We start from the raw sequence: 25361 nt of genomic DNA, 5'->3' as shown, positions 1-25361 counted from the left end.
GATCGTGACCAAAGAGCCTTAGCTGGTTCAGATGTCGTCGATCGACGAGTTCTCGAAGCGCGCGGAGATGTTGATACCGAGTTCCTCCGCTGCGCGGTAGACCTCGTCATCCGTGTCACGCAGGCTCACTGCGGTTCCGTCAGCCGAGAGCACCTCGACGTTCAGACACAGCGACTGCATCTCCTTGATGAGCACCTTGAAGCTCTCCGGAATACCGGGCTCCTGGATGTTCTCGCCCTTGACGATGGCTTCGTAGACCTTCACCCGACCGAGGATGTCATCCGACTTGATCGTCAGGAGCTCCTGCAGTGCGTAAGCGGCACCGTAAGCCTCGAGAGCCCAGACCTCCATCTCACCGAATCGCTGTCCACCGAACTGCGCCTTACCACCCAGCGGCTGCTGCGTGATCATCGAGTACGGTCCTGTCGAGCGCGCGTGGATCTTGTCGTCGACGAGGTGGTGCAGCTTGAGGATGTACATGTAACCGACCGATACCGGCTGCGGGAATGGCTCGCCGGAGCGGCCATCAAACAGCTGGGTCTTACCGGACGATCCGATGAGGCGGTCGCCGTCCCTGGTCGGGTTCGTCGAGTCGAGCAGACCCTCGATCTCGGCCTCGAGCGCACCGTCGAACACGGGGGTCGCAACCTTCGTGCCCGGAGCGGCCGACTTGGCTTCGTCGGAGATCTTGGCTGCCCACTTCGGGTTGCCCTTGATGTCCCAGCCCTGCTTCGCAACCCATCCGAGGTGGGTCTCGAGAACCTGACCGAAGTTCATCCGACCGGGGATACCGAGCGGGTTCAAGATGATGTCGACCGGGGTTCCATCGGCGAGGAACGGCATGTCTTCGACCGGGAGGATCTTGGAGATGACGCCCTTGTTGCCGTGACGGCCGGCGAGCTTGTCGCCCTCGGTGATCTTGCGCTTCTGGGCGATGAAAACGACGACGCGCTGGTTCACACCGGAGCCGAGTTCGTCATCACCGTCCTGCGAGTCGAACACCTTGACGCCGATGATCGTTCCGGCCTCACCGTGGGGAACCTTGAGCGAGGTATCGCGAACTTCGCGGCTCTTCTCATTGAAGATCGCCCGCAGCAGTCGCTCTTCGGCCGACAGCTCGGTCTCGCCCTTGGGCGTGACCTTGCCGACCAGGATGTCACCGGGACGAACCTCGGCGCCGATACGGATGATGCCCCGTTCGTCGAGGTCGGCGAGCAACTCCGGGCTCACGTTCGGAAGATCGCGAGTGATCTCTTCCTTACCGAGCTTGGTGTCGCGGGCGTCGACCTCGTACTCCTCGATGTGGATCGAGGAGAGGGTGTCATCCTTCACCAGGTTCTGGCTCAGGATCATCGCGTCCTCGAAGTTGTAGCCCTCCCACGGCATGAATGCCACGAGCAGGTTCTTTCCGAGGGCGAGTTCGCCGTTCTCCGTCGCTGGCCCGTCCGCAAGAACCTGGCCGACCTCGACGCGGTCGCCCGCTGAGACGATGACGCGGTTGTTGTAGGAGGTTCCCTGGTTGGAGCGGTTGAACTTGCGAAGGTAGTAGTCCTTGGTTCCACCATCGTCGAGCTGCACGGTCACGACGTCAGCCGAGACCTCCGAGACAACTCCGGCACCGGTTGCGGTGACCACGTCGCCGGCGTCGATAGCCGCGTAGCCCTCCATACCGGTTCCGACCAGCGGCGACTCGCTGCGCAGCAGCGGCACGGCCTGGCGTTGCATGTTCGCACCCATGAGGGCGCGGTTTGCATCGTCGTGCTCGAGGAACGGGATGAGCGAGGTCGCAACCGACACCATCTGGCGCGGCGAGACATCCATGTAGCCGATGTCCTCGATGGGGAAGAGGTCAACCTCTCCACCCTTCTTACGCGCAAGCACGCGAGGCTCGGCGAAACGGGCATCCGGCGTCAGAGGCGCATTCGCCTGGGCGACGACGTACTCGTCTTCCTCGCTGGCGGTGAGGTAGTCGATGGTCTCGGAGACGACACCATTGATGACGCGTCGGTAGGGAGTCTCGATGAACCCGAATGAGTTGATTCGAGCGAACGACGCGAGCGAACCGATCAGGCCGATGTTCGGGCCTTCCGGGGTCTCGATCGGGCACATCCGGCCGTAGTGCGAGGGGTGAACGTCTCGCACTTCGACGCCGGCGCGCTCACGGGACAGACCACCCGGGCCGAGCGCCGACAGGCGACGCTTGTGGGTGAGACCCGCGAGCGGGTTGTTTTGGTCCATGAACTGCGACAGCTGCGAGGTACCGAAGAACTCCTTTATCGCGGCGACGACGGGGCGCACGTTGATCAGGGTCTGCGGGGTGATCGCTTCGATGTCCTGCGTGGTCATGCGCTCGCGAACGACACGCTCCATGCGGGACAGGCCGGTGCGCACCTGGTTTTGGATGAGCTCGCCGACCGCGCGGATGCGGCGGTTACCGAAGTGGTCGATGTCGTCCACGTCGAGGCGGAGGTCAACGGGCTTGCCATCGCGAGTGCCCGACAGCGTCTTCTGCTCGTCGTGCAGGGCAACCAGGTACTTGATTGTCGCGAGAATGTCCTGCTGGCTGAGCACGGAGTTCGACAGCTGTGCGTCGATCCCGAGCTTGCGGTTGATTTTGTAGCGACCGACCTTTGCCAAGTCGTAGCGCTTGGAGTTGAAGTAGAAGTTGTCGAGGAGTGCGCGGGCTGCCTCGGCGGCGACCTGCTCTCCCGGGCGAAGCTTGCGGTAGATGTCCTTGAGCGCCTCATCCTTGGTCAGGATGTTGTCCTTCTCGAGCGTCAACTCGATGGATGCAAAGCCCTTGAACTCTTCGAGAATCTCTTCGCTCGTAAGGCCGAGGGCCTTGAGGAACACGGTAACCGACTGCTTGCGCTTGCGGTCGATTCGCACTCCGACCTGGTCGCGCTTGTCGATCTCGAACTCGAGCCACGCACCGCGGCTCGGGATGATGCGTGCGGAGTAGATGTCCTTGTCGGAGGTCTTCTCCTGCTGACGCTCGAAGTACACGCCGGGCGAACGCACGAGCTGGGAGACGACTACACGCTCCGTGCCGTTGATGACGAAGGTGCCCTTGGGGGTCATCAGCGGAAAGTCGCCCATGAAGACGGTTTGGGTCTTGATCTCACCCGTGAGGTGGTTCATGAACTCGGCCTCGACGTACAGGGGCGCGGAGAAGGTCTTCCCCTTCTCCTTGCACTCGTCAATCGAGTACTTCTTCTCTTCGAGGAATGGATTCGTGAACGAGAGTTGCATTGTCTCGCCCAGATCTTCGATCGGAGAGATCTCTTCGAAGATCTCCTCGAGACCGGTGAGGGCCGGGAGGTCCTGACGACCCGATGCCTTCGCCTGTGCGGCGCGTTCCTTCCAGAGGTCGTTACCGACGAGCCAGTCGAAGCTCTCGGTCTGGAGTGCGAGAAGATCGGGAACTGTCAGCGTGTCGGTGATCTTCGCGAACGAGAGGCGCTCGGCTGAGCGTCCGTTCGTGGGAGATCCCTTTTTCGATGAGTTCGTGGTGGATGCGTTGCGAGCAGCAGCCAAGGAAATAACCTCCGGTGGGCGGTGTTACCCGCCCCATTGCTAAGTGGGGAGTTCAGGCGGTGATGGATTTCGCTTCGGGGGTGTACCCGTCTTGAACGAGCGCAGCCGACCGCAATATGAAGGCATAGTTCTCCTAGAAGCGCAAGGGACCACTATAGTTCGGATCCAGCCCCGATAGCAAGCGGTTTCTTGAGCCGGTTCCCAGCATCGCCTGAAATCTGACCCGGGGCAAGATGGCGGCCTTGGCCTATCTAATCAGATTTGAGTGGCGCTCACCCCGAATTCCGTGTAACTTCCGACCAGGTGAAAACTCGCACCCGTCGTGATTCCCGCTGACCTAAGTCCCACTGTGTCAGCCATGACCAGGTCGACCACTCCACGAGGATCCCGATGCCCTCACGCACCCTGCCGACGATTCACACTGCCGCCCGCGTGCTGTCCCCGCTGGTGCGACCATCCCGATCCCCTCGACGCTCGACACCCTCCACGCTCAGAGCGGTGGCTGCAGCAACGATCGCCGCTGTGCTGCTCAGCCTGAGCGCCGTCGACGGCACTGCCGCAATCGCCGCGCCCGTCGGAGTTCAACCCGTCACACCCGCCACACCGGGCGCCGTCGTCGGCTGGGGCGACAACGGCTACGGGCAGACGTCCGTACCTGCAGGGCTGACCGGAGTGACCGCGATCGCCGCCGGTGTGCTCCATTCCCTCGCTCTGAAGGCCGATGGGACCGTCGTCAGCTGGGGCGACAACCGCTGCCCGCAGACGGACGTGCCTGCAGGACTGTCCGGAGTGATTGCGATCGCCGCCGGCACGTACCATTCCCTCGCTCTGAAGACCGATGGAACCGTCGTCGCCTGGGGCTACAACGTCTTAGGGAACACGGACGTGCCTGCAGGACTGACCGGAGTGACCGCGATCGCCGCCGGTAATTCTCATTCCCTGGCAATTGGACAACTGGCTCCAACCTTTACAGCGGATGCTCCGTCGTCGTCAGTCGAAGCCGGTGCAAGCTTCTCGACCTAAACGTTTGAGGCATCGGGTGTACCCACCGCGATGACGTTCACTATCAACTCTGGTGCGCTGCCAGCAGGTACCACCCTCAGCTCTGCCGGGGTGCTCTCTGGAACCACCACCACGGCCGGCACCTACACCTACACCGTCACCGCCAGCAACGGGGTTTCCCCCGATGCAACAAGTGCCTCGCACACAATCGAAGTGACCGCCGGTGAGTTCGCGGCTGTTACCGTAACCCCGGCAGGGGGCACGGTTGCTGCAGGTGGAACGCAGGCGTTCACTGCCACCGGGGCTGACCAGTACGGAAACACCCTCGGCGATGTCACCTCCGCCACCACGTTCACGATCACCCCGGACGGCAGTTGCAGCACCAACACCTGCACCGCCACTTTTCCGGGAGCACACACGGTCACTGCTACCAACGGAGCGGTAAGCGGCAGCACCGAACTGAGCGTGATCGCCGCCGCTTTGCCCTACGTGTCAGGGTGAGTTGAGGCCAGTAGTCAGAGCAAGTCCGCCGTGCGCGACGAGAGCCCGATGATTAAGAGCACCAGTCCCGGCACGCACGCGGGGGCCCGACAGCGCGGCGGTCGTTCACCCCAGCGCAGAAACTTGACCACCTGGCCGCGCATGAGTACGCGATCTCCCGGAACGGGAGTGGATCATATTTGCGGGAGCAGGGCATCTATTCCTCGCAGATAACGCAAGCAGAACCAGTCCTTTTCAGTGGTGGACTTCGACGATCACCGGACGCAACATGGTGAGTCGGGCATCCATCCGCAGGATGTTCTCCGGGGTGACCCCGATAGCAGCGAGCGTCTCTCCCAGTCTCACCACGAGCAGGTCGAAGGCCTGGTGGGTGACCTTGAGGCCAGCGTGAGCATGGCGCATGCTACGGCCCTCGTAGTTTTCCGGGCCATCGAGGGCGACGGTGAGATAGGCGTGGAGATGGAACCTGAGAAGGGTGCTGTCAATCGTGGAAAACCAGGATGACAGCAGGGGGTCAGCGCTCACCCTCTGCCAGTAGTCGGCGATGACGGTCGTGATCGCAGCGTCTCCGCCAATCTCTTCGTACAAACTCATGGGATTTCTTATACCGATTGGTCTACCAATCCAGTGTCGTCTAGAACTTTCAGCGGCGACAACGCCCCCTTACTGTGGTACCCCTAATGAGGCACGCCCGGGGTGGTGAGTGTGGCATGGTCGTGAGAGTGACCGAACATCCCTCTGCAATTTTGAAACTCAGTGGCTACCGAGCCGTGATCGAGCCCGACCGCTGGGTGCCGGGCAGCTTCACCCTCATTGTGGACGGCACCCCGCAGTCGCACGTGAATCTCGAAGATCCGAGCCAGCTGTTCTTCGAATACATCCAGCGCATCGGGCATGTAATCGACCAGCTCGGGATGCCCGGTGAGCCAATCACAGCGGTGCATCTGGGGGCAGGGGCCCTCACGCTCCCCCGCTACATCGAGGTCACCAGACCGGGATCGCGCCAGCAGGTTGTGGAGTTGGAGACCGATCTTGTTGACCTCGTGCGTGCGCATCTCCCTTTGCCACGCAACGCGTCGATCCGGTTGCGTCACGGGGATGCGCGGGAGGTGCTTAGCAAACTTCCCGATGGCCTTCGCGGAGCAGTCGATCTTCTGGTTGTCGATGTCTTTAGCGGAGCCCGCACCCCCGCCCATGTCACCAGCCTGGAGTTCTACCGCGAGGCTGTTGCCCTGCTGGAGTCGGACGGCATCATCGTCGCGAACGTCGCCGACGGCCCGGGACTCGCCTTTGCGCGCGGCCAGGCGGCAACGCTGCTTTCGGCGACCGGGCATGTTGCCGCCCTCGCCGAGACCCAAATTCTGAAGGGGCGGCGATTCGGCAATGTGGTGATGGTGGGGTCACGGGCGCCACTGCCACTTGATTGGCTGCCCCGACTCCTCGCCGGCGGACCGCATCCGTCGAAGGTGGTGGAAGGAGCGGAGCTTCGCAACTGGATCGCCGGAGCCTCGATCGTCACCGATGACACTGCCGTTCAGTCCCCTCCCCCGGCGAAGAGCATCTTTCAGGTTGGCAATCGCGACTGATCGCGATTTTCTCGGCAGAAAGGGTCAGACTCGGATGATGCTGAGCCCTTCATTACCGCTCACGATCGTGGCCGTCATTCTGCTCACCGGTTGCACGGCACCGCCAAGATCCGGCACGACTTCGTCACCTCCCGCATCCGCCCCAGCCGACGCCCTCCGGCCAATCGGTGACCCGACAGTGCTGGCGACCGGCCTTGCTGCGCCGTGGTCGATAGTTCGGCTGGGCACCACCGACTCCACGCTCATCAGTGAACGCGACTCTGGCACTGTGGTGGAGCGAGAGCCGTCGGGGCAGCTGCGTACCGTTGGTGTCGTGCCCGGTGTCGTACACGCGGGCGAGGGAGGCCTCCTCGGCCTGGCGGTTGATCCATCGGATTCGGACCATTGGCTATACGCGTACCTCACGACCGCCACGGACAACCGCATCGTGCGGATGCCACTGCTCAGCACATCCGGCTCCTACCGGCTCGGTGCGGTGAGCCCGATTCTCACCGGGCTTGCGAAGGCCGCAAATCATGACGGCGGTCGCATCGCCTTCGGCCCGGATGGCATGCTCTACGCCACCGTCGGCGATGCCGGGCAACCCTCCCGGGCTCAGGATCCCGCCTCGCTCAACGGCAAGATCCTGCGGATGACGCCAACCGGTGCCGCGCCGCGCGACAATCCGATCAACGGATCCCTCGTCTATTCCCTCGGCCACCGCAACCCCCAGGGCATCGCCTGGGACGCGGATGGGCAGCTCTGGGCTGCAGAGTTCGGCCAGAGCACCTGGGACGAATTCAACCGGATCGAACCCGGTGGGAACTACGGTTGGCCCGAGATCGAGGGCATCGGATCGAAGAAGGGTTTCATCGATCCGGTGTACCAGTGGCCCACCGCCGAAGCCAGCCCGAGCGGGCTCGCCTTCGTTGGTGGCACCTTCTTTCTCACCGCCCTTCGGGGGGAACGGCTCTGGGCGATCTCGCCGGGCAGCAACGCCGCCACCGCACTGCCCTTTCTCACCGGTTCCCTCGGCCGGCTGCGGGATGCCGTGCCCGGTCCGGATGGCTCGCTCTGGCTACTCACCAACAACACCGACGGGCGCGGATCAGCCGCTAAAGAGGACGACAAGCTCGTCGAAGTGCGACTGGATGTCGCTCGCACGGGTTAATCTCAAAGGAATGATTACCGGCTGGGATCCTGAGACACTGCGAGAGCGCGTCGATCGTGGTGCCATCGAATTGCGCCTCGCCGAACTCGGTAGTGGGCGAAGTACAGCTGCCCTCAGCGAAAAAGCGGAACTGCTGCGATTGCTCGGTCGCAATGGTGAGGCACTCGCGGCCGCCGAGCAGGCCTTTCGGCTGGCGCACTTCAGTGGCGATCGCGAACAGCTCACGGCCGCTCGACTGCGGCGAGCGCGAGTATTCCAATATCAGGGTGAGTTCGATCGGGCTCTTGCCGAGATGACGGCGGTGCGAGCGACCGCACGGCTCGAAGAATGGGCCTCACTCGAGGGGTCGGCTGCGTTCTCATCTGGTTCAACCCTGTTCGACCTGGGGCGCTACACAGAATCGCGTGATGCGTTCGCCGCTGCGTTCGACATCCGCACCGGCTCAGAGGCTCCCTCGGCCGAAATCGAAGCGGCTCGTTTCGCCCTCCAAATCGCTACCCGGGAGGCAGCGGCATATGGCTGAGCTGGTGCGGGTGCGCCGCTGGGCCGACGCCCTGATTACCCTGCACCTAGACCCCGCCTGGACCTTCGGCTTCGACTCGGCGAAGACTCGCGCTGGCCTCTGCAATTACACTCTCAAGACCATCAGCGTCTCGCGCTATCTCGCCTCGAGATATGAGGATGACGAGATCCATCAGGTGCTGCTCCACGAGGTTGCTCATGCGATTGCCGGCACCCGCGCCGGGCACGGACCGCACTGGAAGGCGATCGCAACGGATCTCGGCTACGAAGGCAAACGCCTCCACGACGGTGCCATCGCTAACGAACTTGCACCGTGGGTCGGAGCGTGCCCTGCGGGTCACCTGCATTATCGGTATCGCCGCCCGACCCGCGCTCTCGCCTGCGGCAAGTGCTCACGGCGCTTCGACGCGGCTCACACGATCGCATGGACTCACCGGGCGGTGACGCGGACGCGCTGACTGCGCCGCGGTGCTGGCTGGGCGTCAGCGGTTCGGATCGAATGCTGCCGCCAGGTGGGTCACGACGTTTTTCCAGTGGCCAAGCATCATCCGTCGTTCTTCTCGGTCGGCAAGACGCTCATGCTGGATGACGATGGTCGTACCGCCGTCCACCTCTTTCACCGAGACCTGGAGCACAGTGTCGTGCGGCCAGTCGTCGGGGCGCCAGGTGAGACGTATCTTCGCGTTCTCGGTATAGGCCCGCACCTCGCCGGTGACGCCATCCGCTGTTCGGTAGGTCTCGCCCTTCACCTGCGGCAGTGTCGTGTCGCCGAGCCAGAGGGGAAGGCCCTCGCCAACGATAAACTCCCAAGCGACTTCGCTGCGGGCAGGCACTGTCTGTCTCACTCCGACGTCCCAGCCGGCATCCGGCTTCTTTCCCGTGGTGTCGGTCATCGCGGTCTCCTTCATGGTGGGTCCTGTGAACGTAGCCCGTAACCGACTATATTGGTTACATGCGCGCAACACGCCGCACGACCGGCCAAGAGCTGACCCTGGGTGACGGCCGCCGCTGGTGGTTCGATTCCGGATCACTGGCGATCGACTTCGCATATACGGGTTCGATGGGCACGGATGCACTGGGCACGAGCTCGATTGGCACGGGTCCAGTATGGGAGGGCGCGCTCGCAGAGATCCTGCATGAAGCATCCGATCTCACGGCCTGGCTCTCCAGGCGGTTCCCCGAGGTTGTCGACGACGCGACCGACCGCGACCTGATCGATGCACGGACACTGCGGGAGTCCCTGGCGCGTGCTGCAACGGCGCTCAGCAGCCATCAGGAGATCCCCTCGGGCGACATCGATGTGATCAATCTCTTCGCGTCGACTCCGGATATCGCGCCGGCGTTGGACAGCGGAACACGCCAAGCCGGCCGCTCCCGAGCCAGAGCCAGCCACGCGCTGTCTGTGGTGGCTCGGGAGGCCGTCGAGTTGTTCGCAGCCAACCCGGCCGATCGCATCCGTCAGTGCGGTGCGGATGGTTGCGAGCTGATCTTCTACGACGAGTCCCGCTCGAACAATCGCCGGTGGTGCTCCATGGATCGTTGTGGAAACCGGGCGAAGGTGCGCGCCCACCGGGCACGCACCTCGTGATTCCTGAGTCTGGTGACAGTCGGGTCTAGCCGACCTTCACCTCTTTCCAGAACGCCACATAGTTTCCGAAGTTCTTGCCGTCGGTGCGAGCGAACGCGCTCTCGTGCGGGTTCGGATAGCTCCATGCGCGGTCTTGCAGGGTTGCATCGCCGTCCTTCACGTTGAAGAACTGGCATTCGCCCTTCCACGGGCAGTTGTACGGCGTCGCGCTGTCGACGAGGAATTCACTCTTGACGCTCGACGGCGGGAAATACCAGTTGCCCTCGATCTTGATGAGGTCGTCCTGCGGGGCGTCGGCGATAACGACGCCGTTGAGAATTGCCTGGGTCATGATTCCTCCTGTAAAAAATGTGTGTTTATTTTCAGTGGAACGCTACGCGCGCAAGCTGAATTCCTTCAGGCACCGATGGCAGACTTGAGCGATGCAAATCCTCCTCAAGCTTGTGCTGGACTGCTCTGCGGATGCCGCGTGGGACGCCGTGCGTTCTCCGCGTGGCATGCAGCAGGTCTCGGCACCGTTGACCACCTTCGAGTCCCTCGAACCCGGAGGTTTTCCCCCAACGTGGTCTGCCGGCGAGCACACGGTGCGGATCTCGAGCTTCGGCGGTGTCACTGTCGGGGACCAGGTGATCGGTATTTCATATCCCGAGCGCGAGGACGATGTGCGAGTGCAGGTCGACACCGGCCGCGGACTCAGCGGCCCACTTGCTCTCGTCACCAAATGGCAGCACTCAATCGCGATTGCACCCGCGCCACACGGTCGCACCCTCTACCGCGACCAGTTGGTGTTCGAGGCTGGCGCGCTCACCCCGCTTCTGTGGCTGGGCTACTGGGCTTTCTGGCAGTGGCGCGGTGCCCGCATCCGCGCGCTCGCCCCATCGTGGGAAGCACACGCGTGATGACTGTCAGTGTTGCGAGTGCCTCATGAGCGCAGCGTTGGATGTCGCTGACTGGCGGCGTCGGGTTTCCGCCCTGTACGCCGGGGTGCGCGTGGCGACGGATCTCTACGCCGCGCACGACCTGTGGCGTCGGGAACGGGATCGGCTCTTCGCGGAGCATCCGTCCTCTCCCCTAATGCCCGCGGACCTCGCCGCCTTCACCGGACTGCCGGTGAAGCCCTACGATCCGGACTGGCGGTTCGAGGTAGCGGTGTCACCGGCCGAACCACGGCACCTGGATTTCGAGACCGGCACCGACGGGATTGTGCCGTTCGATCTGATCGGTGTCGTCGAAGTCATCGGTGTCGGCTCCCTCGATGTGTGGAAGCTCGGAAGCTACGGCGGCGGATTATTCCTGCCGGTGAAGGATGCCCTCGCCGGGCTCGCCGGTGGCACTTACGGGGGTGGCCGCTACCTACTCGACACGATCAAGGGAGCGGATCTGGGCCCCGGCCGGGCCGCCGACTCCCTCGTTCTCGACTTCAACTTTGCCTACAATCCGTCCTGTGCCTACGACCCGGCATGGGCCTGTCCACTGGCCCAATCCGGCAATCGTGTGGAGGTAGAAATTCCCGTCGGCGAGCGATATTCGGGCGTTCACTAGCGGCACCTGCTACTCTAGGATCACCTGCGAGATCATCCTGATCTCCCTGCGTCGTTGAACGCTCCCTCTTCTCCCCACAACTTTCCAGTTGTGCGGGTCGTAGATACTTTCTCCGGCGATCGATTGTGGCCACTGTCACTCTCGCCAATCCACACGGCCCCGACCTGCTCGGATGCCCGATGTGTAACGATTCGAAAGTTTAATTCTTGTCAGAAAACATTTCCTCCTTTGGTGCGCTCGGCGTGCCAGCACCCCTCGTCGCGGTTCTTGCAGCGCAGGGGATCGACTCACCGTTTCCGATCCAGGTCGACACCCTTCCCGACACGCTCTCCGGGCGCGACGTACTCGGCCGCGGTAAGACCGGCAGTGGTAAGACCCTCGCTTTCGCCATCCCGATGATCGCCCGTCTCGGCGGCAAGCTCGCCGGAGGCCAGCGCCGCCCCGGGCGCCCCCTCGCGCTCATCCTCGCTCCGACCCGTGAGCTCGCCACCCAGATCACGGTGGCGCTCACCCCGCTCGCGGATGTCTACGGGCTCAAGTCCGTCACCATCTTCGGTGGTGTCTCGCAGCAGCGCCAAGTGGCCGCACTCAAGGCAGGTGTCGACATCGTCGTTGCGTGCCCCGGACGCCTGGAAGACCTGATGAAGCAGGGATTCGTCTCGCTGGATGCGGTGGAGATCTCGATCCTCGACGAGGCTGACCACATGGCCGACCTCGGCTTTCTTCCGGTCGTCACCCGAATCATGGACAAGACCCCGCAGTCGGGCCAGCGCATGCTGTTTAGCGCCACGCTCGACAACGGCGTTGACCGGCTCGTGAAGAAGTACCTCCACAATGAAGTTCTGCATTCCGTTGACGAGGCGACCTCGCATGTCAGCGCAATGACACATCACGTTTTCGAAGTTGACTCGGTGGAGTCCAAGCACCTGCTGGTGGAGAAGCTCGCCTCGGGTACCGGTCGCCGCATCCTCTTCATGCGCACCAAGCACCACGCCAAAAAGCTCGCCAAGCAACTCACCGACGCCGGCATCCCCTCTGTCGACCTGCACGGCAACCTCTCGCAGGTGCAGCGCGACCGCAACCTCGCCTCCTTCGCTGCCGGAGACACCCGCGTTCTCGTGGCAACGGACGTCGCGGCCCGCGGCGTACACGTCGACGACATCGAACTCGTCATCCACGTCGACCCGCCAGCCGAGCACAAGGCATATCTGCACCGATCGGGCCGCACCGCCCGCGCGGGCAAGGAGGGTGAGGTCGTCACGATCGTGCTCCCGACCCAGCGTCGTGACACAGCGGCACTGCTGAAGAAGGCGGAAATCACCGTCACACCGCAGCAGGTGACCGCCGACTCGGCTGCAGTGACCGCTCTGGTTGGCGATGTTGCTGCGTGGGTCAAGCCTGCTCCGCGTGCCGCCGCCCAGGTGCAGGGCGCTCCACGTGCCCGTTCCGGTGGACAGCGTCAGTCGCAGGGTGGACGCTCCGCCGGACAGGGTCGCTCGCAGGGCGGATCACAGGGCCGTTCGGAAGGCGGCTCGCAGGGTCGCGCGCAGGGCGGATCACAGGGCGCGAACGCTCAGCGCAAGCGTGCCAATCGCGACGGTGCCGCAGCCGCCGGCGGTTCACGCAACTTCTACAGCACCGCGAGCGGAGAGAGCTCCTCGGCCGCACCACGCACGGGCGGATCGCCCCAGGGCGGTGCCGGTCGTGCCGGATCCGGTGGCGGACTGGTCGGTATGTCTCAGGGCGGCGGACGCCGTCGAAGTGGCGGCGGCAGTGGCGGCGGTCGCTGAGCGCCTCACCGCAGCCCGGTAACACAAGAGCCAAGTAATACCGGTGAATGTGCTCGTTCGACAGGTTTGGTTCTGTTCGAGCGGGCACATTCGTGTCAGCAGGGGCCAATCCCGGTGAAATGGACCGGTCGCGGCGGCGCCAGCGTCAGAAAAGCCGACCGCGTCAGAAAAGCCGACCGCGTCAGTAAAGCCGACCGCGTCAGTAAAGCCGACCGACTGAGGCGAGTGCCGCTCGCACGAGCGCACCGCGACCGCCCTCCATCTCGGCGGAAATCAAATCGGATGCCGCCTCCTGTGGGCTCATCCAGGTGAGCTCGAGGGCATCCTGGCGGGGGTCGCACGTGCCAGTCACTGGCACCACGTAGGCGAGAGAGACCGCGTGTTGGCGATCGTCGGTGAACTGAGACCCCGGAAATGGGAAGTACTCGGCGACCAGAAATGGGATAGGGCTCGCGGGCAGTAACGGGAAGGCCATCGGTCCAAGGTCCTTTTCGAGGTGACGAAAAAGCGCCTCGCGCAGACTCTCGCCGTACATCACGCGGCCCGACACGAGAGTTCGGGTGATCGAACCGGCCGAATTGGCACGCAGCAGAATCCCGACCTCGGTGACTTGGCCGACGCCATCCACGCGCACCGGCACCGCTTCCACATACAGAAGAGGAAGTCGTCGTCGCGTTTCTGCGAGCTCCTCATCGGACAGCCAGCCGGAATTCGGATCAGGGGTGCCTACGAAGCTCATATGCCATTGTCACGCATCAGCGGAGCGCATAACGACAGGGACAGGGCCGACTGACAGTGCCGACTGTCAGGCGCTTGCACCAAGATGGTCTGATGAGCGATGTGCTCGGGCGATTTTCCCCGGCGACCCGAGACTGGTTTTCGGGTGCGTTCCCCGCGCCTACTCCTGCCCAGCTGGGCGCTTGGGACGCGATCACCGCCGGGTCGAATGCCCTAGTTGTCGCCCCGACCGGATCGGGTAAGACCCTCGCCGCCTTCCTGTGGGCGATCGACCGGTTAGCGACAACCCCTGCACCGGATGACCGCAACCTCCGCACCCGCGTGCTGTACATTTCCCCCCTCAAAGCCCTTGCCGTCGACGTCGAACGCAACCTGCGGGCTCCTCTGGTCGGTGTCACCCAGACCGCCAAACGGCTCGGGATGTCGCCCCCGGAGGTCACCGTCGGCGTGCGTTCCGGTGACACCTCCTCGGGCGACCGCAGGCTGCTGCAGCGCCTGCCCCCGGACATCCTGATCACAACTCCGGAGTCGCTCTACCTGATGCTCACGGCCTCGGCCCGGGACACGCTCCGCGGTGTCGAGACGGTGATTATCGACGAGGTGCACGCCGTCGCGTCGACCAAGCGCGGTGCCCATCTCGCGTTGTCGCTCGAGCGACTCGACCTCCTGCTCGAGAAACCCGCGCAAAGGATCGGGCTCTCCGCGACGGTGCGACCCCGCGAAGAGGTGGCCCGATTCCTCGCCGGTAGTGCCCCGGTCACGATCGTCGCGCCCCCGTCGACGAAGAAATTCGACCTGAGTGTCGTCGTGCCCGTCGAGGACATGACCGAACTCGGCACGGCACCGGCAGTGCGCGAGGGATTGGCAGCGGCATCCACCGAGACAGTGCAGGGGTCGATCTGGCCGCACGTCGAAGAACAGATCGTAGACCGGATCCTCGAGCACCAGTCCACGATCGTCTTCGCGAATTCCCGACGACTGGCCGAACGTCTGACTGCCCGACTCAACGAAATCTACTCGCTGCGGCAGGAGGAGTTCGAGCTGGCGCTGGTCGGGGTGGCGCTCAAACCCTCCCTCGCAGGTTCGGTCGGCGCTGGGGACGCGGAATCGCTTCGCGATTCGCCCAGCTCCACCGCGCTGCTCGCTCGGGCCCATCATGGCTCCGTATCGAAGGAGCAACGCGCCCTCATCGAGGATGACCTCAAGTCTGGGCGGCTGCGCTGTGTGGTGGCAACCAGCTCCCTCGAACTCGGTATTGACATGGGCGCGGTCGACCTCGTGATCCAGGTCGAGTCTCCCCCGAGCGTCGCGAGCGGCCTCCAGCGCGTCGGGCGGGCTGGCCACCAGGTCGGCGAGGTGTCGAACGGCATCATTTTTCCCAAGCATCGGGCCGACCTCATCCACTCCGCTGTCGCAAGCGAGCGGATGTCGGCCGGGCTGATCGAGGCGATGCGGATCCCGCAGAATCCGCTTGATGTGCTTGCACAGCAGACCGTCGCCGCCGTCGCCCTCGACTCCCTCGATGTGGACGAATGGTTCGACACCGTTCGGCGCAGCGCCCCCTTTGCAAATCTGCCGCGCTCGGCCTACGACGCCACCCTCGACCTGCTGAGCGGACTATATCCCTCCGACGAATTCGCGGAGTTGCGCCCGCGCATCGTCTGGGATCGTGTCGCCGGCACGATCACCGGTCGCCCGGGAGCGCAGCGCCTGGCGGTGACCTCCGGCGGGACCATCCCGGATCGCGGCCTGTTCGGAGTCTTCATGGTGGGATCGGGCACCGGGGATCGAGCGCCGGCGCGAGTGGGCGAGCTCGACGAGGAGATGGTCTACGAATCCCGGGTCGGCGATGTCTTCGCGCTCGGCGCCACCAGCTGGCGAATCGAAGACATCACCCACGACCGCGTGATCGTGAGCCCCGCATTCGGACAGCCGGGCAAGGTGCCGTTCTGGCGAGGTGACGGCATCGGACGTCCAGCCGAGCTCGGGCGCGCAATCGGAGAGTTCACCCGAGAGATCGCCAGCGGCTCGTCGACGGATGTGCGCACCCGCGCCGTGCTCGGAGGGCTCGACACTCGCGCGGTGAATAACCTCGTGGCCTTTATCGACGATCAGAAGAAGGCGACCGGCCATGTGCCCAATGACCGCACACTCGTCGTTGAACGTTTTCGTGACGAACTCGGGGACTGGCGGGTAATTTTACATTCCCCGTACGGCATGCAAGTCCATGCGCCGTGGGCTCTCGCGATCGGAGCGCGAATTCGCGAGCGATTCGGGCTCGACGGCGCCGCGATGGCGAGCGACGATGGCGTGATCCTGCGCATCCCCGACACCGAGAGTGAACCACCCGGCGCGGAACTTTTCGTCTTCGAAGCGGCCGAACTGCGCGACATCGTCACCGAGGAAGTGGGCGGATCCGCGCTGTTCGCCTCCCGGTTTCGCGAGTGTGCTGCCCGAGCGCTGTTGCTGCCGCGCTACAACCCCGGCCGCCGCTCGCCTCTCTGGCAGCAGCGCCAGCGGGCCTCGCAGTTACTGAGCGTTGCGCGCAAATACCCGAGCTTCCCCATCGTGCTCGAGACGGTGCGCGAGGTGCTCCAGGATGCCTATGACCTACCGGCACTTACCCATATCGCCGAGCAAATCGAAAGCCGCCACATTCGTATTGTCGAGACCGAAACAGAAGCGGCGTCGCCATTCGCCCGTTCATTGCTTTTTGGATATGTCGCTGCGTTCATGTACGAGGGCGATTCACCACTCGCCGAACGGCGCGCGGCCGCACTGTCACTCGATCCGACGCTGCTCGCCGAACTACTGGGTCGCGCCGAGCTGCGGGAGCTGCTCGACCCGGCGGTTATCGAGCAGCTCGAGCGTGAACTGCAGAGGCTGGCACCGGATCGGCGCGCCCGCGACACAGAGGGCATCGTCGATCTCTTGCGCATCCTCGGTCCGCTGACCGAAGCGGAGATCGTCCTGCGCCTCGATGCGGCAAGCGGGCTCGTGGGCCCAGCACTCGAGGCTGCTCTTACCGGCCTGGCCCGATCACACCGGGTCTGGCGTGCTGGCAGCGAACGCTGGGCGGTCATCGAGGATGCGGCACGCCTGCGGGATGCACTCGGCACACCGCTTCCGATCGGTATCCCATCCGCATTCATCGAGCCGGTGGATGACCCGCTCGGTGATCTGGTCAGCCGCTTCGCCCGCACCCACGCCCCCTTCACTGTGGCTGCGGTCGCCGACCGTCTCGGTCTCGGAACGGCTGTGGTGCTCACCGCCCTTCGTTCGCTCGCGGGGCAGCGGCGCGTCGTCGAGGGTGAGTTTCGGCCGGGAGCGACCGGAAGCGAATGGTGCGACGTCGAGGTGCTGCGCCGATTGCGCAGCCGATCACTTGCCGCCCTCCGCCATGAGGTGGAGCCGGTGGACGCCGCGACCCTCGGCCGATTCCTCCCCTCCTGGCAGCATGTCGCCGAACCCCTGCGCGGTGTAGACGGCCTGGCCACCGTAATCGACCAGCTCGCCGGGGTCGCGCTGCCGGCATCCGCCTGGGAGTCGCTGGTTCTTCCCGCCCGGGTCAAGGACTACTCGCCGGTCATGCTCGACGAACTGACCGCTGCGGGAGAGGTGATCTGGTCGGGCGGCGGCGCACTCCCGGGCAATGACGGCTGGGTGAGTCTGCACCTGGCCGACAGCGCAGCCCTCACCCTGCCCGAACCGACGGGAGCCGAGACCACCGAATTGCAGCGTTCGATCCTGGCCAGCCTCACCGGCGGCGGAGCGTATTTCTTTCGGCAGCTTTCCAACGCGGTGGGCAGTACCGATGACACAGTGTTGACAGCGGCGCTCTGGGATCTCGTCTGGTCGGGACTCGTCACCAACGACACGCTGTCGCCTCTTCGCTCCTACCTCGGGGCAAGTACGACCAAGGCACGGGCGATCCCACGCTCGCGCGCGTACCGTGGCCGAGCCCGGCCCACGATGCCGAGTACCGGCGGTCCACCGAGTGCGGCTGGCCGCTGGTCACTGCTGCCACTTGCGGAACCGGATGCGACGGTGCGCGGCATCGCGACGGCGGAATTGCTGCTCGAGCGCTACGGTGTCGTCACCCGGGGGGCGGTCGTGAGCGAAGGCATCCGCGGCGGGTTCTCGCACGCCTACCGGGTGCTGAGCGGGTTTGAGGAGACCGGTCGCGCACGCCGCGGCTACTTTGTGGAGGGTCTCGGTGCCGCCCAGTTTGCCACCGGCGCTACAGTCGACCGGCTACGCGCGTTTGCCAGGGAACCCGACTCCGAGCACGAACCGGTTGCGATCACGCTTGCTGCGACCGACCCGGCGAACGCCTACGGTGCTGCGCTGGCGTGGCCGACGTCATCTCCCCTCGGGGGTGCTGTAGTCGGCGGAGGTGCTGTAGTGGAAACCATCGCTGATTCGAAGCGGGGTCATCGTCCCGGTCGCAAGGCGGGAGCTCTGGTCGTGATCGTTGATGGTGCGCTCGCTCTGTATGTGGAGCGCGGCGGGAAGACCATGCTGACGTTTGCGGCGGGTGACCGTGCGCTGACTGCGGCGGCGCACTCGCTCGCGTCGGTCATCCGCCGTTCGGGGGGAAAATTGAAGGTCGAACGCGTGAACGGGGACTTCGTGATCGGCACCGGCCTCGGTGATGCCCTCGTCGAGGCGGGATTCACGGTCACGCCGCAGGGACTGCGGCTGAGAGGGTGACGAAGGTCGCTTCGGGAGCCCCGGGACTTGTTGATTCGAGAGGCGCGAACCTGGCGGTCGGCACACTGGCGGTCGGCACACTGGCGGTCGGCACACTGGCGGTCGGCACTCCAAGACGCGCGCCATAATCGAAGAATGACAGGACACTGACATGCCAGAGGGCGACACCGTTTACCGCACCGCGATAAATCTCGACGCTGCGCTGGCCGGGAGCGCACTGACTCGCTGCGACATCCGCGTGCCGGCATTCGCCACGGTGGATCTCACCGGCGACGTCGTGGAGGGCGTGGTGAGTCGGGGCAAGCACCTGCTGATCCGGGTGAACGCACACAGTATCCACAGCCACCTCAAGATGGAGGGTTCCTGGCACGTGTACCGGCACGGCACGAAATGGCGGCGGCCGGCATGGCAGGCGCGTGCCATCCTCGCTACCGCAGACTGGCTCGCCGTTGGGTTCCAGCTCGGCACCCTCGACGTGGTCGCGCGCGACGACGAAGAGAGTGTGGTCGGCTATCTCGGCCCCGATCTGCTCGGCCCAGACTGGAACGCGGATGAGGCGCTGCTGCGCCTCACCGCCGATCCAGCCCGCGCGGTCGGCCTTGCTCTGCTCGACCAGCGCGTCATGGCCGGGCTTGGCAACGTCTACCGAAACGAGTTGTGTTTTCTCAGCGGGGCACTGCCCACCCGGCCGATCGGGGACATCGAGAGCCCCAAGAAGCTGGTGGCACTCGCCCACCGGCTGATCGACGCCAACAAAGATCGGGTCGAGCGCACCACCACCGGCACACTGCGGGGTGACACCGACTGGGTCTATCGGCGCGAGGGCAAGCCGTGTCTGCGCTGTGGCACCCGCATCGAACGCGGCAAACTCGGCGAGTCGACGCTGCAACTGCGCGACACCTACTGGTGCCCGCAGTGCCAGAGTTGAGAATTCCCGCCTGCCTGGTCCTGCTCAGCGGCGTCGGGACGCCAGCAGAAACAGGGTCGCAGTCGCGGTCGCGAGCCCCAGGACCACCAGGAGCGGGGCGGCGATCGTGTAGATCAGCACCAGGTTGTAGTCGAACGCCGTCCCTGAGCCGCTGAGCCGATCCATCCGATCTGCGATTAGAAAAATGGTGAGCACCCCGGCTGAGACGAACGCGACACTGAGTGCCAAGAGGCTGGCGAGGTAGGGATCGAAACGCCGAGCAATGCGAGGCTGCTGCCCGGGGATGCCTCCCACGGCAAGTGGCCACTCGTCGACTGTGACCGAACCCGCCGGATCCTGCGGAAGCGGATGCTCAATCAGCTCCGGTGCGGAGGTCCGGTTCGCAACGGAAGGCGGCTGCGGCTGCACGTTCGAATCCTGCGCGTTCGAATCCTGCACGCTCGGCTCGCGCAACCTGGGGTCATAACCGGGCTGGAAAGCCGGATTGAAGCGGGGGTCGAACCGGCCGCCGGTGGGGGAATCCGTCATGGTGACACTGATCCTAAGCTCCCCATAATCCAGCGGGTCCGAATCGCAGGACTTTAGACCCGCGAGGCCTCGAATCGCAGATGTTAGGGTTGCCTAAGTTGGGCCTGCAAAAACACGCTGGTCCTGTTACCGAAGGGGTTCACGCAGATGGGCTACGTCAAATCCGCACTCCTCGATGAGAAGGGCTACGTCATCCTCGATGCGTATGACCAGGCCGCGGATCCGCAGGAGTGGACGGATATCGAGTACGTCGACTGGAAGTCATCCGGCGTCACCCGTTTCGCACCCCTGGCCAGCGCGTTCGGCAACATCGAGGTCAACGGATTCTGGAACCACACCCCGCCGCGCACCGACAAGGACGGCGTCTGGATCGACTCCCAGGTCGCTAAGGCCCCGCGACTTGCCGCTCGCGCACTCGAGCCCGGGGCCAACGTCGGTCGCTGCCGCGTGATCGAACTGCAGCCGAACGTCTACTCCGACACGCTCTACAACCTCCACCAGGACGACAACAATCGACTGAACCCGGATGGCTCGGGCTGGATCGTGCGCGGATTCTTCAACCTCAGCGACGATGCCGAGTCGTTTATGACGTTGCGCGAAGACCGTTTCGACCCGACCAACGAGGTGCGCATCGCGCTGCCAGCGGGGGCACAGATCATCGTCGACACCCAGCGGTTCTGGCACGCGGTCTGGCACAAGGGACCGGAGCCGCGATACTGCCTCATCACCTCATGGGAATCCGGCCCGCAGCTCGATTCCTATATCGAGAAGCACCACGGCACCAACGTGCACGAGAACCCGTACCTCGCCCCCGAGGTAATCGCATCCGCCCAGGCAGACGTGCAGCGCCGACTTGCCGAGCGTGCTGCGGCACTTGCCACACGGGGTGCACACGAGAGCGAGCTCGACGACGGCTCGATCGATCCCGAAGCTTAACGGCTACGGCGATCACTGGAGGACACCGGATGCTGCCACTCGCCGCGCTCGACGGTCAGGTCTCGAGTTGGCTCGACCTGTTCGGCCCGATCCTCTTCTACGCGATCGTCTGGGGACTCGTCTTCGCGGGCACCGGACTGTTCGTCGGCGTATTCATCCCCTTCATCACCGGGGACTCCCTGCTCTTCGCCGCGGGCATCCTCTCGGCCGGACACGGTGGGGTCAACATCTGGGTGCTCGCAATCGGCGTGGGAATTGCGGCCTTCCTCGGCGACCAGGTCGGATTTTTGCTCGGCCGCCACTACGGGCGCCCCTACCTGGATCGGCGCACCGGAGCGTGGGTGCAGCGCAGCATCCGCCGCGCGGAGAAGTTCTACACCGATCTCGGATGGTGGGCGGTGGTCGTGGGGCGGTTCATCCCGTGGGGCCGAGTGCTTGTACCGCCGATCGCGGGAATTGCGCGCATGGACTATCTCAAGTTCGTCGCGGCCAATCTGGTCGGTGCGCTCGTCTGGGGAGTCCTGCTCACCGTGACCGGGTATTTCGCCGCGAGCATCCCCGTGGTCAAGTCAGCCGCCTATCTGATCGGGGGCGCTTTCATCCTCGGCGCGATCATTGCCGGAATCATCTCGTGGCGACGCAACCGGGCAGCCTTACGATTCCAGTGAGAGAAAAAAGCAGTTTTTGACCGTTTTTGTGCAGTGAAATGCAGCTTCCGATCGTGGTGCTCTCCTCGTTGCGGCTTGTGCCGCGCAAAGTCGAGGTACACACGGGATAATGAAAGCGAGGGGAGGTGCGCAATGGAGAAGCTGGTTTACGCAAACGCGGTGGAGTACGAGATTCCCGAGTCTCTCGGATCCCTGTCAGGGCCATCGGCCGGTGTCATTGAGCTGCCCCGTTCGCTCTATTGGGGACCCGAGAAAACTGTTGACCTGGCGAATCCGCCGGACGTGCAGCGCATGTACCAGGCAGTTGTGCGCATCGGAACAACGCAGCAGCAGGCCGAGTGGCTGAATCGCGACATCCTTCTCACCTCATGGCACTACCTCGTTCTTCCGGTGCGTTGCCTTGCACTTTGGGAGACGGCATTCCCTGAGTTGACGAGTCGCTAGAGGTGGCGCTGACCGAGTCACAACGGGCGGTAATAGTATCTGGTCTTGGCGCAGCGCGAGGGTTCGGTTTCGCCCTGGCGGGACCTGGAGCTCTCATCGAGCACGGGATCGCCTCCCGCCCAACAGATGATGCTGATTGGTTCAGCACCATGGAACACGCCGGATTCTTCGACTTGGCAGTGGAGGCGGTGACAGAGAGATTGCAAGAGGATGGGTTTGCCCTCCTTCCCGTGAAGCGGTCTAGCACATTCTTCAAATTCAATGTGAGCACCCCTGGCGGCGAGGTCGTCGAAGTGGACATGAGTCTTGATTGGCGCAGGTACAACCCGGCGGAAATCGCTATCGGTCCAGTCCTCGATATTCAGGATGCAGCGGCTGCGAAGGTTGCGACGATATTTTCTCGCGGCGAAGCCCGTGACTTCATCGATCTGTGGTGTATCCGGAAGACAGGCCTGTGGTCAGACACCGAGCTCTTCGCTATGGCCCAGGATCGCGATGATCGTATCAACGTCCCGATGTTCCGCACGATGTTGGCTGAAGTCGGGAGGTCTCGGGACCAGCGGTTTGCTGACTATGGACTCACCCTCGACCAAATAGCTGATATTCGCAGTGCGGCGACCGAGTTCAGCGCGCATATCGAAGACGCCGAGCCGGGCGATTTCATTCTCCCCGACCACACGGGGGCGGTTCACGTCAAAGCCCATGCAAATGGTCGGGGCGGTTTCACCCGCCATCACTGGCGGACGCTACCTCCCCGGAATTAGACCTTTCCCGTTCCCGCACCGCTACTCTCCGTGCTTGGGCCTCACGGATCGCGACCCGTGCCTGGACACCCCAGAGGCTAGTGAATTGCTGGGTTCCGGCCTCATCGAACTGTGAGTCGTATGCCTCGCGGTAGCTTCGCTCGGGTCTGCCATTGTGTGGTTCGAGGTAGCGGCGGATGTCCGTGGAGTAGCCGGCGACCCGGTGCACCTTCTGATGTAAAAGCCGCATCAGTTCGAGCAGATTGTTGAGCCGGACCTCCCTCTGTCTACCTGCGTAAAGTTGCGTCCAGGTGCTACCGCAGAGCCTGCGGCAGCAGGGCGATGACGACGAACGCTGCCGAGAGAATTCCGGTTACCACCACGGCGATGCCCAGGCGAATGAGATGCGGATCGCGCCAGGCGATGACGGCTCCAGCGAGCAGGGTCAGAGCCGCGACCAGCACAGCCGGATAAAACGTGAAATAGCTGAGCACCGCACCGGCATCGCCAATCAGGCCGATCTCCGGGTTGACCGTGGCGAGGATCACCGCCAGCGCGGTGAACCCCAAATCTGCTGCAGCAAGCACCGCTAGCGCGAGAACGGCTCTGGTTGCGACGGTCGCTATGGTTGCGATGGTCGATGCCGATACCGATGCCGATGCCGATATCGATACCGAGCGCCGACGCGGAGCGCGGAGTGCTGTCACTGTGCCATGCCATCCACGGCTATGGTCTCCACCGCCGCGGCATTCACCGCCACGGTACCCACAGCCACTGTACCCACAGCCGTGTTCAGCATCAGAGAGCTCACCGCCCCCGAGGCTTGCGGGGGCGTGAACGCTGCGATGCGCGCGTTTTTGCTGTGGCGACGTTACGTTTGGTATCCGATTTCGGTCGCGGCGTCTTGGGGGTCGGAATCGCGCGGGAACTGGCCTGGGTGCGACCACGCACAATACCGACGAACTCGTCGATCTGGGCGGTCGTGCGGTCCTCGAGCCAAGCGATCGCGATGGTTGTGACCGCGGCATCCGTCACCGCACGCGCGACGACGTCCTTGCGCGCGTGCATGCGGGCGATCGACTGCGGCAGGATCACGATGCCACCTCCGACGGCGACCAGTTCGATAGCATCCGGGGCAGACAGAGCATCGGGCACCCGGTCCTCTCCCGCCAGATCGGCGAGAATCACGCTGTCGACCGCAGACAGCGGATGCTCCTTCGGCACGATCACGACGGCGATCTCGTCGTACAACGGGATGATGCTCAGATGTTCCCGGACAACGGGGAGCCGAACAAAACTGACATCCGCGAGACCCTCGTGCAGCGCGGAAACCTGGTTCGCATCATCCGTCTGGAGAAAAGCGAGAGGGATACGGCGCTGACGCTGCTGCCAGGCACGGGTCCAACGCGTGAGGGTGACACCTGCCGCGAAGGCAATGGTGAAGTCGGCGGGAGCGTCGTCCACGGGCACCTCCCTTCGCTTGCGGGCTCACACGCAGCGGAGCGCTGCAGGCGTCTCAGGCTATACGCTGGGCGCATGACTCCGGCGAAATCCTCCCTGTCGACGAAAAACCCGCAGACCATGAAACCTGCCACGGCGGCCCAGAAACTCGGGGTCTATCTGCCCGCTACGCCCGAATCCTTCCAGGCCGAGCCCGTCTCCCGCCAACAGCTCAACCAGTGGATCGCCGATCCGCCCGAGTGGCTGGTGGAGTTGCGCAAGACTGGGCCGCACCCGCGTCCCGTTGTCGCCCACAAGCTCGGCGTCTCCAACGCCGGACTCGCCCGCGGCGACGTCACCGAGCCCCTCACCACTGATGAGATCTCCGCACTGCTGCAAAAGCCGCCGGCGTGGCTGGTGCGCGAGCGCGCTACCCATGCCGAGGTCAACGAAGAGAACGCCCGCGTGAAGGCCCTCAGGGCGTACAAGCGCTCCCAGCGCGACGAGGGTGCCGCGCGCGCCTAAAGTGCTCGCTCGCCTGCAGCACCGCAACGTTACGCGGGCGGCAAGGCGACCATGCGGCCGTTCATCAGCCATGCGGGCCAACGTCGGACGGCATGGCTGACAAAGAGGCGCGCGGATCCGGGTGGAGTTACGGGCGCGGAGCCGGGGCATTGGCGAAAGCCGCCAATAGCTCACCGATGCGGTGGTCGCTGTCCAACGGATGGCGCAGGGGCATGGCGGTATTCAGTAGATAACTGTTGCGGCGACCTTCGCGGACGCGATCAAGATAGCCGGCATCCTCGAGCTCGGTGACGATGCGTTGAGCGGCGCGCTCAGTGATGCCCACCATTTCGGCGATGTCTCGCAACCTGGCGTTCGGGTTTTCCGCCACGCACAGCAGAACGTGGGCGTGATTGGTCAGGAATGTCCAGTGCGCCATGGCGACACTCTACCGTTCACGGCGAGATATCTCCCTAAATGCATCTCGCGACTTCTTTAACG

At 64.0% G+C, this 25361-nt stretch carries 26 protein-coding genes; 17 read left to right on the top strand and 9 right to left on the bottom strand.

Translation table 11 applies throughout. The annotated features are described in order from the left end of the window. Positions 1–27 precede the first annotated feature (27 nt). Positions 28–3537, bottom strand: a complete 3510-nt coding sequence (gene rpoB, locus IWX88_RS12350) for a DNA-directed RNA polymerase subunit beta (protein WP_196830758.1) — start codon at positions 3535–3537, stop codon at positions 28–30. A 390-nt stretch (positions 3538–3927) separates the two neighbouring features. On the opposite strand from rpoB, the gene IWX88_RS12345 reads away from it, so the two are divergent. Both IWX88_RS12345 and IWX88_RS12340 read left to right on the top strand, forming a co-directional pair. Continuing rightward, positions 3928–4560, top strand: a complete 633-nt coding sequence (locus IWX88_RS12345; protein WP_196830756.1) for a hypothetical protein — start codon at positions 3928–3930, stop codon at positions 4558–4560. 30 nt (positions 4561–4590) lie between these two features. Further along, complete coding sequence (locus IWX88_RS12340) at positions 4591–5040, top strand: putative Ig domain-containing protein (RefSeq protein WP_196830754.1); 450 nt, start codon at positions 4591–4593, stop codon at positions 5038–5040. A 234-nt stretch (positions 5041–5274) separates the two neighbouring features. On the opposite strand, the gene IWX88_RS12335 is transcribed toward IWX88_RS12340, so the two are convergent. Then, a complete protein-coding gene (locus tag IWX88_RS12335; RefSeq protein ID WP_196830752.1) occupies positions 5275–5634 on the bottom strand; it encodes a group 1 truncated hemoglobin in 360 nt (119 codons plus the stop codon). A 116-nt stretch (positions 5635–5750) separates the two neighbouring features. On the opposite strand from IWX88_RS12335, the gene IWX88_RS12330 reads away from it, so the two are divergent. The 4 genes from IWX88_RS12330 to IWX88_RS12315 are packed head-to-tail and all read left to right on the top strand — an operon-like array spanning position 5751 to position 8756. Further along, the gene (locus IWX88_RS12330; protein WP_196830750.1) at positions 5751–6626 is read left to right on the top strand and encodes a fused MFS/spermidine synthase; all 876 of its coding nucleotides are present in this window, start codon (positions 5751–5753) and stop codon (positions 6624–6626) included. Positions 6627–6660: 34 nt separating this feature from the next. After that, the gene (locus IWX88_RS12325) at positions 6661–7776 is read left to right on the top strand and encodes a sorbosone dehydrogenase family protein (RefSeq protein ID WP_196830748.1); all 1116 of its coding nucleotides are present in this window, start codon (positions 6661–6663) and stop codon (positions 7774–7776) included. 10 nt (positions 7777–7786) lie between these two features. Beyond that, positions 7787–8299 (top strand): hypothetical protein, encoded by a 513-nt coding sequence (locus tag IWX88_RS12320; RefSeq protein WP_196830746.1) that lies wholly within the window; start codon positions 7787–7789, stop codon positions 8297–8299. Then, complete coding sequence (locus IWX88_RS12315) at positions 8292–8756, top strand: SprT-like domain-containing protein (RefSeq protein ID WP_196830745.1); 465 nt, start codon at positions 8292–8294, stop codon at positions 8754–8756. Before IWX88_RS12320 ends, IWX88_RS12315 begins: the two co-directional genes overlap by 8 nt. 24 nt (positions 8757–8780) lie before the next feature. Here IWX88_RS12315 and IWX88_RS12310 read toward each other — a convergent pair whose 3' ends face one another. Continuing rightward, positions 8781–9191: an SRPBCC domain-containing protein gene (locus IWX88_RS12310; protein ID WP_196830744.1), complete on the bottom strand. Its 411-nt coding sequence runs from the start codon at positions 9189–9191 to the stop codon at positions 8781–8783. Between the two features lie 59 nt (positions 9192–9250). Between IWX88_RS12310 and IWX88_RS12305 the strand changes: the two genes are divergently transcribed. Further along, positions 9251–9886 carry a CGNR zinc finger domain-containing protein gene (locus IWX88_RS12305; RefSeq protein WP_231369261.1) on the top strand — a complete coding sequence of 212 codons (636 nt, stop codon included), beginning with the start codon at positions 9251–9253 and terminating at the stop codon, positions 9884–9886. Between the two features lie 25 nt (positions 9887–9911). Here the strand turns inward: IWX88_RS12305 and IWX88_RS12300 are convergent, their stop codons facing one another. Next, positions 9912–10217, bottom strand: coding sequence for a DUF427 domain-containing protein (locus IWX88_RS12300; RefSeq protein WP_196830743.1), 306 nt, complete (start codon positions 10215–10217; stop codon positions 9912–9914). A gap of 91 nt (positions 10218–10308) precedes the next feature. Here IWX88_RS12300 and IWX88_RS12295 point away from each other — a divergent pair, with 91 nt between their 5' ends. The 3 genes from IWX88_RS12295 (at position 10309) to IWX88_RS12285 (ending at position 13218) form a co-directional block, all read left to right on the top strand. After that, on the top strand, positions 10309–10785 hold the full coding sequence (locus IWX88_RS12295) for a hypothetical protein (protein WP_196830742.1): 477 nt from the start codon (positions 10309–10311) through the stop codon (positions 10783–10785). Positions 10786–10810: 25 nt separating this feature from the next. Beyond that, the gene (locus IWX88_RS12290; RefSeq protein WP_196830741.1) at positions 10811–11428 is read left to right on the top strand and encodes a DUF1684 domain-containing protein; all 618 of its coding nucleotides are present in this window, start codon (positions 10811–10813) and stop codon (positions 11426–11428) included. A gap of 206 nt (positions 11429–11634) precedes the next feature. Further along, positions 11635–13218, top strand: coding sequence for a DEAD/DEAH box helicase (locus tag IWX88_RS12285; protein ID WP_196830739.1), 1584 nt, complete (start codon positions 11635–11637; stop codon positions 13216–13218). Positions 13219–13417: 199 nt separating this feature from the next. Here the strand turns inward: IWX88_RS12285 and IWX88_RS12280 are convergent, their stop codons facing one another. Further along, positions 13418–13957, bottom strand: a complete 540-nt coding sequence (locus IWX88_RS12280; RefSeq protein ID WP_196830737.1) for an NUDIX hydrolase family protein — start codon at positions 13955–13957, stop codon at positions 13418–13420. A gap of 92 nt (positions 13958–14049) precedes the next feature. On the opposite strand from IWX88_RS12280, the gene IWX88_RS12275 reads away from it, so the two are divergent. Together IWX88_RS12275 and IWX88_RS12270 are read left to right on the top strand one after the other, a co-directional pair. Further along, on the top strand, positions 14050–18669 hold the full coding sequence (locus IWX88_RS12275; RefSeq protein ID WP_196830735.1) for an ATP-dependent helicase: 4620 nt from the start codon (positions 14050–14052) through the stop codon (positions 18667–18669). A 151-nt stretch (positions 18670–18820) separates the two neighbouring features. Continuing rightward, a complete protein-coding gene (locus IWX88_RS12270; protein ID WP_196830733.1) occupies positions 18821–19597 on the top strand; it encodes an Fpg/Nei family DNA glycosylase in 777 nt (258 codons plus the stop codon). A 24-nt stretch (positions 19598–19621) separates the two neighbouring features. Here IWX88_RS12270 and IWX88_RS12265 read toward each other — a convergent pair whose 3' ends face one another. After that, positions 19622–20125, bottom strand: coding sequence for a hypothetical protein (locus IWX88_RS12265; RefSeq protein ID WP_196830732.1), 504 nt, complete (start codon positions 20123–20125; stop codon positions 19622–19624). Between the two features lie 147 nt (positions 20126–20272). Between IWX88_RS12265 and IWX88_RS12260 the strand changes: the two genes are divergently transcribed. The 4 genes from IWX88_RS12260 to IWX88_RS12245 all read left to right on the top strand — a co-directional run bounded on the left by IWX88_RS12260 (position 20273) and on the right by IWX88_RS12245 (position 22937). Then, complete coding sequence (locus IWX88_RS12260; RefSeq protein WP_196830731.1) at positions 20273–21061, top strand: hypothetical protein; 789 nt, start codon at positions 20273–20275, stop codon at positions 21059–21061. A 29-nt stretch (positions 21062–21090) separates the two neighbouring features. After that, positions 21091–21729 carry a DedA family protein gene (locus IWX88_RS12255; RefSeq protein WP_196830730.1) on the top strand — a complete coding sequence of 213 codons (639 nt, stop codon included), beginning with the start codon at positions 21091–21093 and terminating at the stop codon, positions 21727–21729. Between the two features lie 132 nt (positions 21730–21861). Further along, positions 21862–22173, top strand: a complete 312-nt coding sequence (locus IWX88_RS12250; protein WP_196830729.1) for a hypothetical protein — start codon at positions 21862–21864, stop codon at positions 22171–22173. A gap of 2 nt (positions 22174–22175) precedes the next feature. Beyond that, on the top strand, positions 22176–22937 hold the full coding sequence (locus IWX88_RS12245) for a nucleotidyl transferase AbiEii/AbiGii toxin family protein (protein ID WP_370568357.1): 762 nt from the start codon (positions 22176–22178) through the stop codon (positions 22935–22937). Between the two features lie 293 nt (positions 22938–23230). Here IWX88_RS12245 and IWX88_RS12240 read toward each other — a convergent pair whose 3' ends face one another. Beyond that, positions 23231–23623: a hypothetical protein gene (locus IWX88_RS12240; RefSeq protein ID WP_196830727.1), complete on the bottom strand. Its 393-nt coding sequence runs from the start codon at positions 23621–23623 to the stop codon at positions 23231–23233. Positions 23624–23723: 100 nt separating this feature from the next. Beyond that, on the bottom strand, positions 23724–24380 hold the full coding sequence (locus IWX88_RS12235) for a LysR substrate-binding domain-containing protein (protein ID WP_196830725.1): 657 nt from the start codon (positions 24378–24380) through the stop codon (positions 23724–23726). Positions 24381–24452: 72 nt separating this feature from the next. On the opposite strand from IWX88_RS12235, the gene IWX88_RS12230 reads away from it, so the two are divergent. Then, a complete protein-coding gene (locus tag IWX88_RS12230; protein ID WP_231369260.1) occupies positions 24453–24881 on the top strand; it encodes a DUF5997 family protein in 429 nt (142 codons plus the stop codon). A gap of 127 nt (positions 24882–25008) precedes the next feature. Here the strand turns inward: IWX88_RS12230 and IWX88_RS12225 are convergent, their stop codons facing one another. Then, entirely contained in the window at positions 25009–25299 is a 291-nt protein-coding gene (locus tag IWX88_RS12225; RefSeq protein ID WP_196830723.1) for a MarR family transcriptional regulator, read from the bottom strand. Positions 25300–25361 lie beyond the last annotated feature (62 nt).

It is taken from the genome of Frigoribacterium sp. CG_9.8 (genome assembly GCF_015751965.1).
Classification (GTDB): Bacteria; Actinomycetota; Actinomycetes; order Actinomycetales; family Microbacteriaceae; genus Lacisediminihabitans.
The sequence above is the reverse complement of the archived record's forward strand: the minus strand, read 5'-3'. Positions and strand labels throughout refer to the sequence as shown.